Source organism: Kitasatospora sp. NPDC052896 (assembly GCF_044547075.1).
In the GTDB taxonomy this organism is placed as follows: Bacteria; Actinomycetota; Actinomycetes; order Streptomycetales; family Streptomycetaceae; genus Kitasatospora.
Genome location: NZ_JBITZU010000002.1, coordinates 65,991 through 81,944, shown reverse-complemented (window position 1 = coordinate 81,944; position 15,954 = coordinate 65,991). Strand labels below are relative to the sequence as shown.

Below are 15,954 nucleotides of genomic sequence, written 5' to 3'. Positions count from 1 at the left end.
GCCGCCCCTGACGGGGAGCCGGAGCGGCCGCCGGCCGCGCCGGCCCCCACGGGCGGCCCCGAGGCCGGCGGTCAGTCGGTCCCGGCGGCCCGGGGCGGCACGTACGGCCGCCCCGGGCCGCACCCCCACAGTTCCTCCCTCGGACCCATCAACGAGGAGTTCCATCGTGACCAGCGCAACTGCCGAGGAGTGGCCCGCGGACGCCGACGTCGACGGGTTCACCCGACTGCAACGGAGGTTCCGCGCCTGGCGCCGGAGCCGCCCGTTCTGGGGCGGCCTGCTGGCCATGATCGGCGGCCTACCGATCCTCTACTTCCCGTACGCCCACCTGACCCTCGGCGGGCTGACCGTGGCGATGGCGACCACCGCCGGAGCCGGCTCGCTGATCATCGGGCTGCTGATGATGCTGCTGGGGGTGACCGTCTGGTTCCAGCCGCTGGTGCGGATCTTCTGCGGGGTCGCGGTCACCATCCTGGCGCTGATCTCGATCCCGGTCTCCAACCTCGGCGGCTTCATGATGGGGCTGATCCCGGGGCTGATCGGCGGTGGGATGCTCTGCGCCTGGGCGCCGTTCAGGCCGGACGCCGACGAGCCGCTCCCGGCTGGCCCGGGTGCCGCCGTCCTGCCGGTGAACACGGCCGCCGCGGGCACCGGTGACATCGCGGACACCGCGGTCATCGCCGAGATCGCCGAGCAGCCGGGGGAGGAGCGGTGAGCGCGCGGCCGGAGGACGACGCGGTGACCCCGGCGGTGCCGCACCGGACGGCCGGTCCGCGCCACGCGGCACCGCGCGGCGGCGGACGCAACCGGGCCCGGCTGCTCGCCTTCGCCGCCGTGCCGACCGCCCTGCTGATGGGCAGCAGCATGGCCCCGGACCTGGCCGCCGCGGTCACCCCGAACGCCGGGACCTCCTGCACCGCGCCGGACACCCCGGTCGCCATCACGCCGGTGCCGAAGAGCCAGCTGACGCCGGTCCCGGACCCGAAGCCGAGCGCGACCTCGGCCTCGCCGTCCCCCTCGTCCCCACCCTCGCAGGCACCGTCCCGGTCGTCCGCCACCGCGCCGGACACCGCCCGGGGCAGCACGACCCCGAGCCCCGCCGCCAAGAGCGCCACCGATGCCGCGGTCGTCACCCCCGCCGACCGGACGGCCGCCACCCAGGTCGTCCAGGCCGCCGCCGCGCAGCCGAACCACGGGCAGGACCTGATCGGCGGCATCATCAGCGGCATCGCCGGGATCTTCGACCCGACCCACCAGAACCAGCAGACCGGCGGCGCCCCCGGCCCCACGCCGACTCCCACCGCGTCGACTCCCACCGCGTCGACTCCCACCACGCCGGCCGCCGCCGCGCCGACCACTCCGGCGCCGGCCCAGCCACCCGCGGCCCAGACGCCGCCCGCCCAGCAGCGCGCCGCCGACGCCCCGGCAGCGGCCCCCGCCCCCGGGCCGTCCGCGAGCCCGTCGTCCTCCGCCGCCGCCCAGTCCGCCGCCACGCCCGGCGCATCGTCCTCCGCCTCCGCCACGGCCCCGGCGACCCCGAGCCCCACCCCCACCGGCTCGATGGCCCCCTCCGCCGCCGCGAAGGCGCTGGCGGCCGGCGACAAGGCCCCGCTCTGCCCGGTGGACACCAGCAAGGTGGCCGCGGCCGACAGCCCGTCCGGCCAGATCGTCCCGCAGCAGAACTGGACCCTGCGCTCCAGCAAGCTCGCGCTCTACGGCGCGGTCTTCGGCGGCGTCTACAACGTCCAGATGGCCGACGGCCAGACCAAGCGGGTGCTCAAGTTCACCGTCAGCTCGGTCGACATCGGCGATCTCGATATGTCGACAATCGAGGTCCCGGGCCAGACCTTCCACGTCAAGGGCGCGCCCGGCAGTACGTCGACGATGCGCCAGGGCCCGGTCACCATGTACGTGGAGAGCCTGACCGGCACCCTCTCCGCGCTCTACGGCATCCCGCTGCCCGACCTCGGCCCGATCACCCTGACCCCCGACACCCTCCCGACCTGGCTCTACGACCTGATCGGCGCGATCCCGATCCCGATCGACATGACGATGACCGGGGTCACCGCCGTCCAGGCCGGCCAGTTCGGCGGCACCCTGACCATCCCGGGCATGCACCTCTACAACGACAGCACCCCATACGGGAGTTGAGAACACACCGAACGCGGCGAGGGCCCCCACCGTGCGGTGGGGGCCCTCGCCGCGTTCGGGGCGGGCAGGCCTCAGAGGCCGGCGCGCTGGCCCAGGTGGTGGACCTGGACCATGTTGGTGTTGCCCGGGACGCCGGGCGGGGAGCCGGCCGTGACGATCACGGTGTCGCCACCGGCCAGGCGCTTCATCGAGAGCAGCTCCTGGTCGACCTGGACCACCATCTCGTCGGTGGTGGCCACCTGCTCGGTCACGTACGCCTCGACGCCCCAGCTCAGCGCGAGCTGGTTGCGGGTGGCGGCGTCCGGGGTGAAGGCGATCACCGGGATCGGCGAGCGGTACCGGGAGAGCCGGCGGGCGGTGTCACCGGACTTGGTGAAGGCCACCAGCGCCTTGGCGTTCAGGAAGTCGCCCAGCTCGCACGCGGCGCGGGCGACCGAGCCGCCCTGGGTGCGCGGCTTGCGGCCCGGGTTGAGCGGCTGCAGGCCCTGGCGGGCCAGCTCCTCCTCGGCGGTCTCGCAGATCCGGCTCATGGTGCGGACCGTCTCGACCGGGAACTTGCCGACGCTGGACTCGGCGGAGAGCATCACCGCGTCCGCGCCGTCCAGGATCGCGTTGGCGACGTCGGAGGCCTCGGCGCGGGTCGGCCGGGAGGCGTGGATCATCGACTCCATCATCTGGGTGGCGACGATCACCGGCTTGGCGTTCCGCCGGCAGAGCGTGATCAGCTGCTTCTGCACCAGCGGCACCCGCTCCAGCGGGTACTCCACGGCGAGGTCGCCGCGGGCCACCATGACCGCGTCGAAGGCGAGGACGATCTCCTCCATCGCCTCGACGGCCTGCGGCTTCTCGATCTTGGCGATGACCGGGACGCGGATGCCGACCTCGTCCATCACCTTGTGCACGTCGTGGATGTCGGAGGCGTTGCGGACGAAGGAGAGCGCGACCATGTCGACGCCGAGCCGCAGCGCGAACCGCAGGTCGTCCTTGTCCTTCTCGGAGAGCGCCGGCACGTTGACCGCCGCGCCGGGCAGGTTGATCCCCTTGTTGTTGGAGAGCACCCCGCCCTCGACCACCACGGTCTTCACCCGCGGGCCGTCGACGCTGACGACCTCCAGGGCGATGACGCCGTCGTTGATCAGGATCGGGTCGCCGGGCTTCACGTCGCCGGGCAGGCCCTTGTAGGTGGTACCGCAGATGTGCTGGTCACCGGGGACGTCCTCGGTGGTGATGGTGAACGTGTCGCCGTTGTCAACGGTCACCGGGCCGTTGGCGAAGGTCGCCAGACGGATCTTGGGGCCCTGCAGGTCGGCCAGCACGCCGATCGTGCGGTGGGTGTCCTCGGACACCTGGCGGACCTTGCGGTACCGCTCCTCGTGCTCCGCGTGGGAGCCGTGGCTCATGTTGAGGCGGGCGACGTTCATGCCCGCTTCGACGATGGCCTTGAGCTGTTCGTACGAGTCCGTCGCCGGACCCAGGGTGCAGACAATTTTCGCTCGGCGCATATGGATGATCCTATCCGTATGAGTTATTCCCCGGGATTGGGACGAAGCTCCGATGCCTTGGTCGGCTAGCCCTCGCGAACCAGGGCGAAGGCCTGCTGGGCGATCTCCAGCTCCTCGTCGGTGGGCACCACGGCGACCGCCACCCGGGCGTGCTCCGGCGAGATGAACCGGGCCGAGGAGGAGCGCACCGAGTTCAGCTCCGGGTCCACCACGATCCCCAGCTCCTCCAGGCCGGCGGTGGCGGCGGCCCGGACGGGGGCCGCGTTCTCGCCGACGCCGGCCGTGAAGGCGATCGCGTCCACCCGGCCGAGCACCGCGTAGTAGCCGCCGAGGTACTTGCGCAGCCGGTGGACGTAGGCGTCGAAGGCCAGCGCGGCGTCCTGGTCGCCCGCCTCCTTGCGGCGGATGATCTCGCGCATGTCGTTGTCGCCGCACAGGCCCAGCAGGCCGCTGCGGCGGTTGAGCAGATCGTCGATCTCGTCGATGGAGAGCCCGCCGACCCGGTGCAGGTGGAAGATCACCCCGGGGTCGAGGTCACCGGAACGGGTGCCCATCACCAGGCCCTCCAGCGGGGTGAGGCCCATCGAGGTGTCCACGCAGACCCCGCCGGCCACCGCCGAGGCGGAGGCGCCGTTGCCCAGGTGCAGCACGATCACGTTGACCTCGGCCGGGTCCTTGCCGAGCAGCCGCGCGGTGGCCCGGGAGACGTACTGGTGCGAGGTGCCGTGGAAGCCGTAGCGGCGCACCCGGTGCTGGTCGGCGGTCTTCTGGTCGATCGCGTAGCGGGCCGCGTGCTCCGGCACGGTGGTGTGGAAGGCGGTGTCGAAGACCGCCACCTGCGGCAGGTCGGGCCGCAGCGAGCGGGCCACCTCGATGCCGGTGATGTTCGCCGGGTTGTGCAGCGGTGCCACCGGGACCAGCCGGCGGATCTCGGTGAGCACCTCCTCGGTGATCACGGTCGGCGCGGTGAACCGCTTGCCGCCGTGCACCACCCGGTGGCCGACCGCGGCCAGTTCGGGGGAGTCCAGGCCGTGGCCGTCCTCGGCCAGCTCCTCGGCCACCGCCTTCAGCGCGCTGGAGTGGTCCGGGAAGGTCTGCACGGCCTCGCGGCTCGGGGCACCGTGCGGGGTGTGCACCAGCCGGCCGGTGCGCTCGCCGATCTTCTCCACCAGCCCGGCGGCCAGCCGCTCGCCGTCGACCATGTCGATCAGCTGGTACTTGACCGACGAGGAGCCGGCGTTGAGGACGAGGACGCGGGTCGCCTCGGTCACGAGGTCGCCTCCTTCTGCGAGTCGGTCTGCGGGGTCGGGGAGTCGGTCTCGGAGGTCTGGGCCTGGATGGCGGTGATGGCCACCGTGGTGATGATGTCCTGCACCAGCGCGCCCCGGGAGAGGTCGTTCACCGGCTTGCGGAGCCCCTGCAGCACCGGGCCGACCGCCACCGCGCCGGCCGAGCGCTGCACGGCCTTGTAGGTGTTGTTGCCGGTGTTCAGGTCGGGGAAGATCAGCACGGTCGCCCGCCCGGCGACCGTCGAGCCCGGCAGCTTGGTGGCGGCCACCCGCGGGTCGACCGCGGCGTCGTACTGGATCGGGCCCTCCACCGGCAGGTCCGGCCGCAGCGAGCGGACCAGCTCGGTGGCCTTGCGGACCTTGTCCACGTCCGCGCCGGAGCCGGAGGTACCGGTGGAGTAGGAGAGCATCGCGACCCGCGGCTCCACGCCGAACCGGGCGGCGGTCTCGGCGGACCGGATGGCGATGTCGGCCAGCTGCTGGGCGTCCGGGTCGGGGTTGACCGCGCAGTCGCCGTAGACCAGCACCCGGTCGGCCAGGCACATGAAGAAGACCGAGGAGACGATCGCCGAGCCCGGCGAGGTCTTGATCACCTCGAAGGCCGGCCGGATGGTGGCGGCGGTGGAGTGCACCGCGCCGGAGACCATGCCGTCGGCGATCCCCTCCTGGACCATCAGGGTGCCGAAGTAGCTGACGTCGGTGACCACGTCGAGGGCCAGCTCGACGGTCATCCCCTTGTGCGCCCGGAGCTTGGCGTAGAGCTCGGCGAACCGCTGGCGCAGCGGGCTGGTGGCCGGGTCGACGATCCGGGCCCGGGCCCGGTCGCCCGGCGCCGCCGTGTCATCGGCGTGCGGCAGGTCGATGCCCAGGCTCGCGGCCTTGCGGCGGACCGCCTCCACCTCGCCGAGCAGGGTGAGGTCGCAGATGTTGCGGCGGAGCAGCACCTCGGCGGCCCGCAGCACCCGCTCCTCGGTGCCCTCCGGCAGCACCACGTGCCGGCGCCGGCCGCGGGCCCGCTCCAGCAGCGCGTGCTCGAACATCATCGGGGTCACCCGCTCGGACCGGCTCAGCTCGATCCGGCTGGTCAACTCGACGGTGTCCACGTGCAGTTCGAACAGGCCGAGGGCGATCTCGGCCTTCCGCGGGGTGGCCGAGCCGAGCTTGCCCTCCAGGTGGGTGAGGGTGGCCGCGGTGGGCCAGCTGGTCCCGGGGACGACGGCCACCGGCGTGCCCGGGGCGAGTCGGGCGGCCAGTGCCATCACGTCCGGGCCGGGGTGCTCGCCGAGCGTCAGCAGCACACCGGCGATCGGCGGCGCGCCGGCCGCGTGTGCGGCGAGCGAGCCGATCAGCAGGTCGGCGCGGTCCCCGGGGGTGACCACCAGGGCGCCCTCGGTCAGCGCGGGCAGGAAGCTGGGCAGCATCGCGCCGCCGAAGACGAAGCCGCGGACGTCCCGGGCCAGCCCCGCCGCGTCGCCGAGCAGCACCTCGGCGGAGGTCGCCTCGATCAGCTGCGCCACGGTCGGCGCGGCCAGCGCCGGCTCCTCGGGGATCACGTAGGCGGGCACCGACAGCTTGCCGTTCAGCCCGCGCAGCACCTGCTGCTTTGCGCCCGGCGCGACCCGGTTGGCGATCATCGCCAGGGTCGCGCAGCCGAGGTCGGTGTAGGCCCGGTGGGCGCCCAGCACCTCGGCGATCACCGCCTCCGGGTCCTCGTCGTGGCCGCCGACCACCGGGAGCACCGCGGCGCCGAACTCGTTGGCGAGCCGGGCGTTGAAGGCCAGCTCGTCGGGGATGTTGGTGTCCGCGAAGTCGGTGCCGAGCACCAGCACCGCCTGGCACTTGCGCTCCAGCGCGCGGAACCGGTCGACCAGGGTGCTGACCAGCTCGTCCTGGCCCTGGGCGGCCTCCAGCGCGGCGGCCTCCTCGTAGCCGAGCCCGTAGAGGTCGGTGGCCGGCAGGTCCAGCCGGTAGCGGGCCCGCAGCAGTTCGACCACGTGGTCGCTGCCGGGCTCGCCCGGTCCGGGCGCGTGTACCAGCGGACGGAAGACGCCGACCCGGTCCACCTGGCGGGTGAGCATTTCCATGACCCCGAGTTCGACAGCCTGCCGGCCGTCCCCCCGGTCGATTCCGGCCACGTACACGCTGCGCGCCACGCGAGTCTCTCCGTTCGCTGCTGGGTGCCGTCCGGCGCGATCCGGGCCGGAACTCGGTTCGAGCCTACCTTCGCATTTCGCCTTCCCGTTCGCATTGCGGATGAGGCTGCGCGAAGCAAGGGACGAAGGTCCCGGTCAGCGCGGCGGAGCGGCCCGGCCGCCGAGGGCACCCTCCTCCGGCGGCCGGGTCCGGGCAGCGGCTCAGGCGGGCCGGAACCAGCAGGTGGCCAGCGGCGGCAGGGTCAGCTCGGCACTGTACGGGCGGCCGTTCCACTCCACCGGTTCCGCGGTGAGCCGGGGGTTGCCGACCCCGCTGCCGCCGTACCGCTCGGCGTCGGTGTTGAGCACCTCGGTCCACAGCCGCCGGTCGCCGGGGAGGGTGGGCAGGCCGATCCGGTAGCCCTGCCGGACCACCGGGGAGAAGTTGCAGACGGCCACCAGCGGGCTGCCGTCGGCGGCGTACCGGACGAAGCTGAACAGGTTGTCGTCGGCGGCGCCGCCGTCCAGCCAGCTGAAGCCCTCGGGGACGGTGTCCCGCTCCCAGAGCGCGGGGGTGGCCAGGTAGGTGCCGTTGAGGTCGCCGACCAGCCGCCGCACGCCGAGGTGGTCCGGGGCGGCCGGCCAGTCGTCCGCCAGCACCCACCACTGCGGCCCGGATTCGTGGTGGAACTCCGCGCCCTGCGCGAACTCCTGTCCCATGAACAGCAGTTGCTTGCCCGGATGGGCCCACATGAAGCCCAGGTAGGCGCGGTGGTTGGCGCGTCGCTGCCACCAGTCGCCGGGCATCTTGGAGACCAGCGCCTGCTTGCCGTGCACCACCTCGTCGTGCGAGATGGGCAGCACGTAGTTCTCGGAGTAGGCGTACACCATCGAGAAGGTCATCTCGTTGTGGTGGTACTTGCGGTGCACCGGCTCCTTGGACAGGTAGACCAGCGAGTCGTGCATCCAGCCCATGTTCCACTTCAGGCCGAAGCCCAGCCCGCCGCTGTCGGTCGGCCGGGTCACCCCGTTCCAGGCGGTGGACTCCTCGGCGATGGTCACCACGCCGGGGCAGCGGCGGTAGACGGTGGCGTTCATCTCCTGGAGGAACGAGGCGGCGTCCAGGTTCTCCCGGCCGCCGAACTGGTTGGGGCTCCACTGGCCGCCCTCGCGGGAGTAGTCGAGGTAGAGCATCGAGGCGACCGCGTCCACCCGCAGCCCGTCGATGTGGAACTCCTCGCACCAGTAAACAGCGTTCGCCACAAGGAAGTTGCGCACCTCGCGCCGTCCGTAGTCGAACTCCAGCGTCCCCCAGTCCGGGTGCTCCGCGCGCAGCGGGTCGGCCGGTTCGTACAGCGGGTCGCCGTCGAACCGGGCGAGCGCGAAGTCGTCCTTGGGGAAGTGTGCCGGCACCCAGTCGACGATCACCCCGATCCCGGCCCGGTGCAGCGAGTCGACCAGGTACCTGAAGTCGTCCGGGGAGCCGAGCCGCGCGGTCGGCGCGTAGAAGCCGGAGACCTGGTAGCCCCAGGATCCGCCGAAGGGGTGCTCCATCACCGGCATGAACTCGACGTGCGTGAAGCTCAGTTGGCGCAGGTACGCGGGCAGCTCCTCGGCCAGCTGGCGGTAGCTCAACCCGGGCCGCCAGGAGGCGAGATGGACCTCGTAGATCGACATCGGGCCCAGATGGTGCGGCATCCTTCCCCGGTTGGCCAGCCAGTCGGCGTCCTGCCAGCGGTAGTTGGAGGTGTGCACCATCGAGGCGGTCTCCGGTGGGCACTGCGCGGCGCGCGCCAGCGGGTCCGCCTTCTGCTGCGACCGGCCGTCCCGGGTGCGCAGTTCGTACTTGTAGAGCGTTCCGTCGCCGAGCCCGGGCACGAACAGCTCCCAGACCCCGGAGGAACCGAGCGAGCGCATCGGGTGGCCGGTGCCGTCCCAGTGGTTGAAGTCGCCCACCAGGCGGACCCCGACCGCGTTCGGCGCCCAGACCGCGAACGCGGTGCCGGTCACCCCGTCCACCGTCCGCACGTGCGAGCCCAGTGCCCGCCACAGCTGCTCGTGCCGCCCCTCCTGGATCAGGTGCAGGTCCAGCTCGCCGAGGGTGGGCGGGGTGCGGTAGCCGTCGTCCTGGAGCAGCGGCTCGCAGCCGGGGTAGCCGACCCGCAGCCGGTAGGCCGGGATCGCCGGGCCGGGCAGCAGGCCGGTGAAGAGACCGGACTGCTGGTGGGTCAGCTCGGCCGGTCCGTACGGGGTCTCCACGGTGACCTGTTCGGCCAGCGGGCGGAGCACCCGGATCGCGGTGCCGCCGGCGGTGGGGTGGGCGCCGAGCAGGGCGTGCGGGTCGTGGTGCGCGCCGCTGACCAGGCGCTCGATCTCGGCGGGCGGCAGCGGGGCTTCGGCCAGTCGCAGGGCCAGCCCGGTGCCGTCGGCCCCGGCCCCGGCCGCGGGCGGCTGAGCCGCGGGTGGCTCGGCGGTGGCAGCCGGTTCGGTGACGGTGGACGGTTCGGCGGTGGGCAGGACGTCGGCGGGGGCGGCGGTGGCCGGGACGTCGGCGGGGGCGGCGGGGTCGGCCAGGGCGGCCGGGTCCGGTTCGGCGGGTCGCCGGGGCGCCTCCGTGCGCTGCCGCCGGCCGCCTGCCGGGAGGAAGGTGGCGGGCACGGTCGGGTTGGTTCGGTCGAGCGGGGCCACGGCGGCGTCCTCCTGGCAGGGGGCGGATCGGCGAGCGGGTGGGGTGGTCCGGCGGGTGGGGTGTGGACGGTCAGGGGGCGGTGGCGAGCCGGTGGATCGCGGTGAGCGGGATCGGTAGCCAGCCCGGCCGGTGCCGTGCCTCGTACACCACCTCGTACACCGCCTTGTCGATCTCCAGCGCCCGCAGCAGCTCCGGGCAGCCGCCCGGGTCGATGCCGCCGGCCGCGGTGTAGCCCGCGCAGTAGGCGGTCCGGTTGCGGGCCGCCCAGCTGGCCGCGAGGTGTGCCAGCTGCGGGTCCGGGTCGGCTCCGGCCAGCAGGTGGGCGGCGGCGTAGTCGAAGGAGCGCAACATGGCCGCGACGTCACGGAGCGCCGGCTGCGGCAGCCGGCGCTCCGCCACCGTCTTGGCTGGCTCGCCCTCGAAATCGAGTAGCACCCAGCCGTGTGGGGTGCGCATCGCCTGGCCCAGGTGTAGGTCACCGTGGATCCGTTGCACCGGCAGCCCGGTCAGGTGGTCGGCGGTCAGCTGTCGGAAGGCGGCGTGCAGGGCCGGCCGGTAGCGGCGCAGCGCGGGGACGGCGGTGGCCGCCACGTCCAGCCGCTCGGCCATCGCGGTGGCCAGCCGGCCGGTCTGCTCGCGGTCCAGCCGGGCCACCGGCAGCGCGCGGGCCAGTACCCGGTGCACCTCGGCGGTGGCCCGGCCGAGCCGGTGCGCCTCGACCGCGAAGTTGCCCGGGCTGGGGTCGCCCTTGAGCCGGGCCACCTGGTCGAGGGCCAGCTCCCAGCCGTCCTCGGCGTCCGGCAGGAAGCGCTGCAGCAGACCCAGGGTGGCCGGCTCGGTGCCCTCCATCCGGCTCTCGAACCAGGCCGCGACCCGGGGGATCCGGGTGCTCCCGGCCCGCGACAGCGCCAGTGACAGTTCCAGGTCCGGGTTGGTGCCGGGGCTGATCCGGCGGAACAGCTTGAGGATGAAGGCGGTGCCGTAGATGACCGAGGTGTTGCTCTGCTCGGCGGTGCCGGCCCGGCCGGGCAGGTCGCTGGGCAGGCCGGGGCCGGGGGTGCGGCGGAACGCGAGCGGGCCGAAGCGGTCGGCGGTGGCCAGGTGGGCGAGCAGCCGGCCGGTCAGCTCCGGGTCGTGCACCGCGTCGTACAGCGCGGCGCCGTCGTAGGGGCCGTGGGTGAGGCTGCCGAGCAGGGCCTCCGGGCCGATCCCGCCGGGTGCCTCGGTGCGCAGGCCGAGCAGCAGTTGGTAGATGTCCGTGCCGCCGCCGTGCTCGACCCGGAGCAGCAGGTGCAGCATCGCCGGATCACCGGTGAGCAGGGGGGTGGCGGTGAGCGGGCGCAGGCCGGTGATGGCCTGCCCCTTCCCGGCGTACCAGCGCTGGCCGGGCAGCCAGTCGGCGATCAGCGGCAGGGCGGCCTGGACCAGTTCTCCGACCGCCAGCGAGGCGCTGCTGCGCGGTCTGCTGCCCAGGGCCCCGGGGGCGTGCGCCCCGGCGCCACGGGCCGCGGCACCGTGCGGCCCGCCCGTGCCGCGTGGCGCGGGGCCGGCGTCCCGGTGGGCGTGGGCTTGAGAACGGGAGATTTCCGACATGACTCCCTTTCCCCGGAGACAGGCTGACGGCCCGACAGTCTGGCCGGGCCCGCCAGTCTTCCGGATTTCGGCGGCGCTGCTGTGGCGGCACGCGAGAGGGACACTCGGGTGTCACGCCTGCGGGTGGGTGCTCGTTGGGCTGTTCTCCGTACGTGGGAGTGCGCGATCCCGAGGGGGCGTGCGGCGCGGCCCGCGCGCCCCGGCGTACGGATGAAGCTGATGGATCGTTACTGCGCTCCGGGCCTGCGCAGCTGGAACCAGTAGAAGCCGTGGCCGGCGAGGGTGAGCAGGTACGGCCACTCGCCGATCGAGGGGAAGCGGACCCCGCCGATCAGCTCGACCGGATAGCGTCCGCCGTACTGCCGCAGGTCCAGCTCGGTGGGCTGGGGGAAGCGGGAGAAGTTGTTGACGCACATGACCAGGTCGCCCTCGTACTCCCGGACGAAGGCCAGCACGGCCGGGTTGCTGGAGGGAAGTTCGCGGTAACTACCCAGGCCGAAGGCCGGGTTGAGCTTGCGGATCTCGATCATGCGACGCGTCCAGTGCAGCAGCGAGGACGAACTGCTCTGCTGCGCCTCGACGTTGGTCACCTGATAGCCGTACACCGGGTCCATGATGGGCGGCAGACTGAGCCTGCCCGGGTCGGCGGAGGAGAAACCCGCGTTGCGGTCGGGGGTCCACTGCATCGGGGTCCGCACGCCGTCCCGGTCGCCCAGCCAGATGTTGTCGCCCATCCCGATCTCGTCGCCGTAGTAGAGCACCGGGGAGCCGGGCAGCGCGAGCAACAGGGCGGTGAACAGCTCGATCTGGTTGCGGTCGTTCTCCAGCAGTGGCGCGAGCCGGCGGCGGATGCCCACGTTGGCCCGCATCCGCGGGTCCTTGGCGTACTCCGCGTACATGTAGTCGCGCTCCTCGTCGGTGACCATCTCCAGGGTCAACTCGTCGTGGTTGCGCAGGAAGATGCCCCACTGGCAGCCGTACGGGATGGTCGGCGTCTTGGCGAGGATCTCCGAGACCGGGTAGCGGGACTCGCGGCGCACCGCCATGAAGATCCGTGGCATCACCGGGAAGTGGAACGCCATGTGGCACTCGTCGCCGCCGGAGGTGAAGTCGCCGAAGTAGTCGACCACGTCCTCGGGCCACTGGTTGGCCTCGGCCAGCAGGACGGTGTCGGGGTAGTCGGCGTCGATCTCCTTGCGGACCCGCTTGAGGAACTCGTGGGTCTCCGGCAGGTTCTCGCAGTTGGTGCCCTCCCGGGCGAACAGGTAGGGCACCGCGTCCAGCCGGAACCCGTCGATCCCGAGGTCCAGCCAGAACCGCAGCCCGGCGATCATCTCCTCCTGGACCCGCGGGTTGTCGTAGTTGAGGTCAGGCTGGTGGGAGAAGAACCGGTGCCAGAAGTACTGCTTGCGGACCGGGTCGTAGGTCCAGTTGGAGGTCTCGGTGTCGACGAAGATGATCCGCGCGTCCGGGTACTGCTTGTCGTCGTCGGCCCAGACGTAGAAGTCGCCGTACGGGCCGTCCGGGTCGTTGCGGGAGGCCTGGAACCACGGGTGCTGGTCGCTGGTGTGGTTCATCACGAAGTCGATGATCACGCGCATGCCGCGCTTGTGGGCCGCGTCCACGAACTCCACGAAGTCCGCCAGGTCGCCGAACTCCGGCAGCACCGACTTGTAGTCGGCCACGTCGTACCCGCCGTCGCGCAGCGGGGAGGCGAAGAACGGCGGCAACCAGAGGCAGTCGACGCCGAGCCACTGGAGGTAGTCGAGCTTCGAGGTGAGCCCCTTGAGGTCGCCCACCCCGTCGCCGTTGCTGTCCTGGAAGGACCGCACCAGGACCTCGTAGAAGACGGCCCGCTTGAACCACTCCGGGTCCAGGTCCTTCTTCTCGGTGTCCGCGAAGGTGTCGTGGACGGGCTCGTTCACAATCACTGAGGGTTCCTCCGAACCGTGAGGAGGTGGGCCGGGGCGACCGCGGGGTCGAGCCGGACGTAGTTGTGGCGCTGCCAGCCGTAGGTGGCGCCGGTCAGCTCGTCGCGGACGCTGAGCGGGCCGTCGGTGTCCAGGCTGACGGTGGCCTCCTGCGGGTGGTGCGGGTCCAGGTTCACCACGGTGATCACGTGGTCCTCGCCGGTGCGCTTGACGTAGGCGATCACCTGGTCGTTGTCGGTGTGCAGGAAGCGCAGGTTGCGCAGTTCCTGAAGGGCCGGGTGGCGCCGGCGCAGCCGGTTGAGGGTGGTCAGCAGGGGGGCGAGGGTGTCGGCGCGGGTCCAGTCGCGCGGGCGCAGCTGGTACTTCTCGCTGTTCAGGTACTCCTCGGCGCCGGTGCCGGTCGGGGTGTTCTCGCCCAACTCGTAGCCGGCGTAGATCCCGTAGCTCGGGGAGAGGGTCGCGGCCAGCACCGCGCGCAGCGCGAAGGCGGGCAGGCCGGCGTGCTGGAGGTGGTGCGGCAGGATGTCGGGGGTGTTGGCGAACAGGTTGGGACGCATGTAGGCGGCCGCGTCACCGCTCAACTCGGTGAGGTACTCGGTGAGTTCGTGCTTGCTGGTGCGCCAGGTGAAGTACGTGTAGGACTGCTGGAAGCCGACCTTGGCGAGGGTGTGCATCATCGCGGGGCGGGTGAACGCCTCGGCGAGGAAGATCACGTCGGGGTCGGTCCGGTTGATGTCCGCGATCACCTTCTCCCAGAAGCGCACCGGCTTGGTGTGCGGGTTGTCGACCCGGAAGATCCGCACCCCGTGGTCCATCCAGAACCGCAGCAACCGCAGCGTCTCCTTGACGATGCCGTCGAAGTCCTGGTCGAAGTCGACCGGATAGATGTCCTGGTACTTCTTCGGCGGGTTCTCCGCGTACGCGATGGTGCCGTCGGTCCGCCGCCTGAACCACTCCGGATGCTTGTTCACCCACGGGTGATCGGGAGAGCACTGCAGGGCGAAGTCGAGCGCCACCTCCAGTCGCAGCTCACCCGCCCGGGTGACGAAGGCGTCGAAGTCCTCCAGGGTGCCCAGCTCCGGGTGGACGGCGTCGTGACCGCCCTCCGGGGAGCCGATCGCCCACGGCGAGCCGACGTCGTCCGGCCCGGCGGTCAGGGTGTTGTTGGGGCCCTTGCGCCAGGCTGACCCGATCGGGTGGATCGGCGGCAGGTACACCACGTCGAAGCCCATCGCGGCGATCGCCGGCAGCCGCTCGGCCGCCGTCCGGAGGGTGCCGGAGCGGGGAGGGTCCAGCGTCGCCCCCTCCGAGCGCGGGAAGAACTCGTACCAGGACCCGAACAGCGCGCGCTGGCGCTCGACCTGGAGCACCATCGGCTGGGACGCGGTCACCAGTTCGCGCAGCGGGTGCCTGGCCAGCAGCGCGGTCACCTTCGGGGCGAGCGCGGCGGCCAGCCGGGACAGCGGCGGCAGTGCCGCGTCGCGCAGCGCGTCCACCGCCGCCAGCACGTGCGCCCGGCCGTCCCGCTTCGGCACCCCGGTGGCCGCCCGCTCCAGCAGCTGCGCGCCCTCCTCGAGGGTCAGCTCGACGTCCTGGCCGGCCGGCAGCTTGATCGAGGCGGTGTGCCGCCAGGTGGTGACCGGATCGCTCCAGGCCTCCACGGTGTAGGTCCAGCGGCCCGGCGCGGTCGGGGTGACGTCGGCCCCCCACCGGTCGGTACCCGGCGCCAGCTCCCGCATCGGGGTCCACGGGCCGCTGCGGCCACGCGGGTCGCGCAGCACCACGTTGGCGTTCACCGCGTCATGACCCTCGCGGAAGACCGTCGCGCTGACCTGGAAGGTCTCGCCGACCACCGCACGGGCCGGCCGGCGGCCGGCGTCCACCGCCGGGGCGACGTCCAGGACGGGGATCCGGCCGATCATCGGGTCGCTCTCTTTCGTCCGGCGCGGGGCGGCGGCCCGCCGGGGTGCGGTGGCGCCGGTCGCGGGGGTGGTGGTGCTCCGACGGGGGGCGGCCGCGGTCTTGCGCGGGGCGCGGCTCCGGGCGGCCGGGGCGGGCCGCGATTTCGCGGGCTGTGATTTCTCTGACGGTGATTCGGCCGTTCGGGGGGCGCGCACCGCGGACGCCCCCTCTATGGCCGAGAACGGCGCCGACCCGGCGGGATCTTCCAATCCCTCGGTCACCAGTGCGGACTGATCCCGTGTGTCGCCGTGCATGCCAAACTCCTGCCCGAGATCGGCGGCACCTCCCGCGGGGAATTCATGGGCCGGGAGTGCCGCGAGGACTGCTGGGTGGGGGGACTGACGAGCGACCGGAAGCCTGCCCGGACCGCCGGGCCCGGGAACCTGGCCGCCCTCCGGTGCCCACGGCGGTCCGGAGCGTGCGAGGGGCGCGCGTCCCGGCGCGCGGCCTCGCGGCACGCCTTGTGGGCGATTCCGACCCACCCCGGAAACGACCGGGGCAGGTTTGAGGACACGCGGCGGCCCACGCGAAAGGTCGACGCGTCGGCCGAGTGGGCTAACGGAGATTCAGGGAGAAAGCTGTTGGGCGCGGAGGACCGGCCGCGCCGCGCGGGGTTCGCCACCCACGCTTCACCCGCTGCGATTGCGGCCTGATCCCATCCTCGCATTGATCACAGGTCTTACCACTCGGTTCGCAGCCAGTTCC

9 protein-coding genes are annotated in these 15,954 nt (G+C 72.5%); 2 read left to right on the top strand and 7 right to left on the bottom strand.

The features are described from left to right. Positions 1 to 166: 166 nt before the first annotated feature. The gene (locus tag ACIGXM_RS06530) at positions 167 to 715 is read left to right on the top strand and encodes a DUF6114 domain-containing protein (RefSeq protein ID WP_396557522.1); all 549 of its coding nucleotides are present in this window, start codon (positions 167 to 169) and stop codon (positions 713 to 715) included. Next, positions 712 to 2,151, top strand: coding sequence for a hypothetical protein (locus ACIGXM_RS06525; protein ID WP_396557520.1), 1,440 nt, complete (start codon positions 712 to 714; stop codon positions 2,149 to 2,151). The genes ACIGXM_RS06530 and ACIGXM_RS06525 overlap by 4 nt, the downstream gene beginning before the upstream one ends. Positions 2,152 to 2,222: 71 nt before the next feature. Here ACIGXM_RS06525 and pyk read toward each other — a convergent pair whose 3' ends face one another. From pyk to ACIGXM_RS06490, 7 genes are all read right to left on the bottom strand, one after another. Beyond that, entirely contained in the window at positions 2,223 to 3,653 is a 1,431-nt protein-coding gene (gene pyk, locus ACIGXM_RS06520; protein WP_396557518.1) for a pyruvate kinase, read from the bottom strand. 65 nt (positions 3,654 to 3,718) lie between these two features. Continuing rightward, positions 3,719 to 4,924, bottom strand: coding sequence for an acetate kinase (locus ACIGXM_RS06515; RefSeq protein WP_396557516.1), 1,206 nt, complete (start codon positions 4,922 to 4,924; stop codon positions 3,719 to 3,721). Further along, positions 4,921 to 7,095 carry a phosphate acetyltransferase gene (pta, locus tag ACIGXM_RS06510; RefSeq protein WP_396557514.1) on the bottom strand — a complete coding sequence of 725 codons (2,175 nt, stop codon included), beginning with the start codon at positions 7,093 to 7,095 and terminating at the stop codon, positions 4,921 to 4,923. The genes ACIGXM_RS06515 and pta overlap by 4 nt, the downstream gene beginning before the upstream one ends. Before the next feature lie 201 nt (positions 7,096 to 7,296). Then, positions 7,297 to 9,762 (bottom strand): 1,4-alpha-glucan branching enzyme, encoded by a 2,466-nt coding sequence (gene glgB, locus ACIGXM_RS06505; protein ID WP_396557512.1) that lies wholly within the window; start codon positions 9,760 to 9,762, stop codon positions 7,297 to 7,299. A 70-nt stretch (positions 9,763 to 9,832) separates the two neighbouring features. Next, complete coding sequence (locus tag ACIGXM_RS06500) at positions 9,833 to 11,356, bottom strand: maltokinase (RefSeq protein ID WP_396557511.1); 1,524 nt, start codon at positions 11,354 to 11,356, stop codon at positions 9,833 to 9,835. Between the two features lie 227 nt (positions 11,357 to 11,583). Then, on the bottom strand, positions 11,584 to 13,287 hold the full coding sequence (treS, locus tag ACIGXM_RS06495) for a maltose alpha-D-glucosyltransferase (protein ID WP_396557509.1): 1,704 nt from the start codon (positions 13,285 to 13,287) through the stop codon (positions 11,584 to 11,586). Further along, entirely contained in the window at positions 13,284 to 15,209 is a 1,926-nt protein-coding gene (locus ACIGXM_RS06490) for an alpha-1,4-glucan--maltose-1-phosphate maltosyltransferase (RefSeq protein WP_396557507.1), read from the bottom strand. Before ACIGXM_RS06490 ends, treS begins: the two co-directional genes overlap by 4 nt. Positions 15,210 to 15,954: the final 745 nt, after the last annotated feature.

Coding starts and splice junctions, on each gene's coding strand:
- pyk (WP_396557518.1), bottom strand. CDS start 3,653: ATGCGCCGAGCGAAAATTGTCTGCACCCTGGGTCCGGCGACGGACTCG.
- ACIGXM_RS06500 (WP_396557511.1), bottom strand. CDS start 11,356: ATGTCGGAAATCTCCCGTTCTCAAGCCCACGCCCACCGGGACGCCGGC.
- ACIGXM_RS06490 (WP_396557507.1), bottom strand. CDS start 15,209: ATGATCGGCCGGATCCCCGTCCTGGACGTCGCCCCGGCGGTGGACGCC.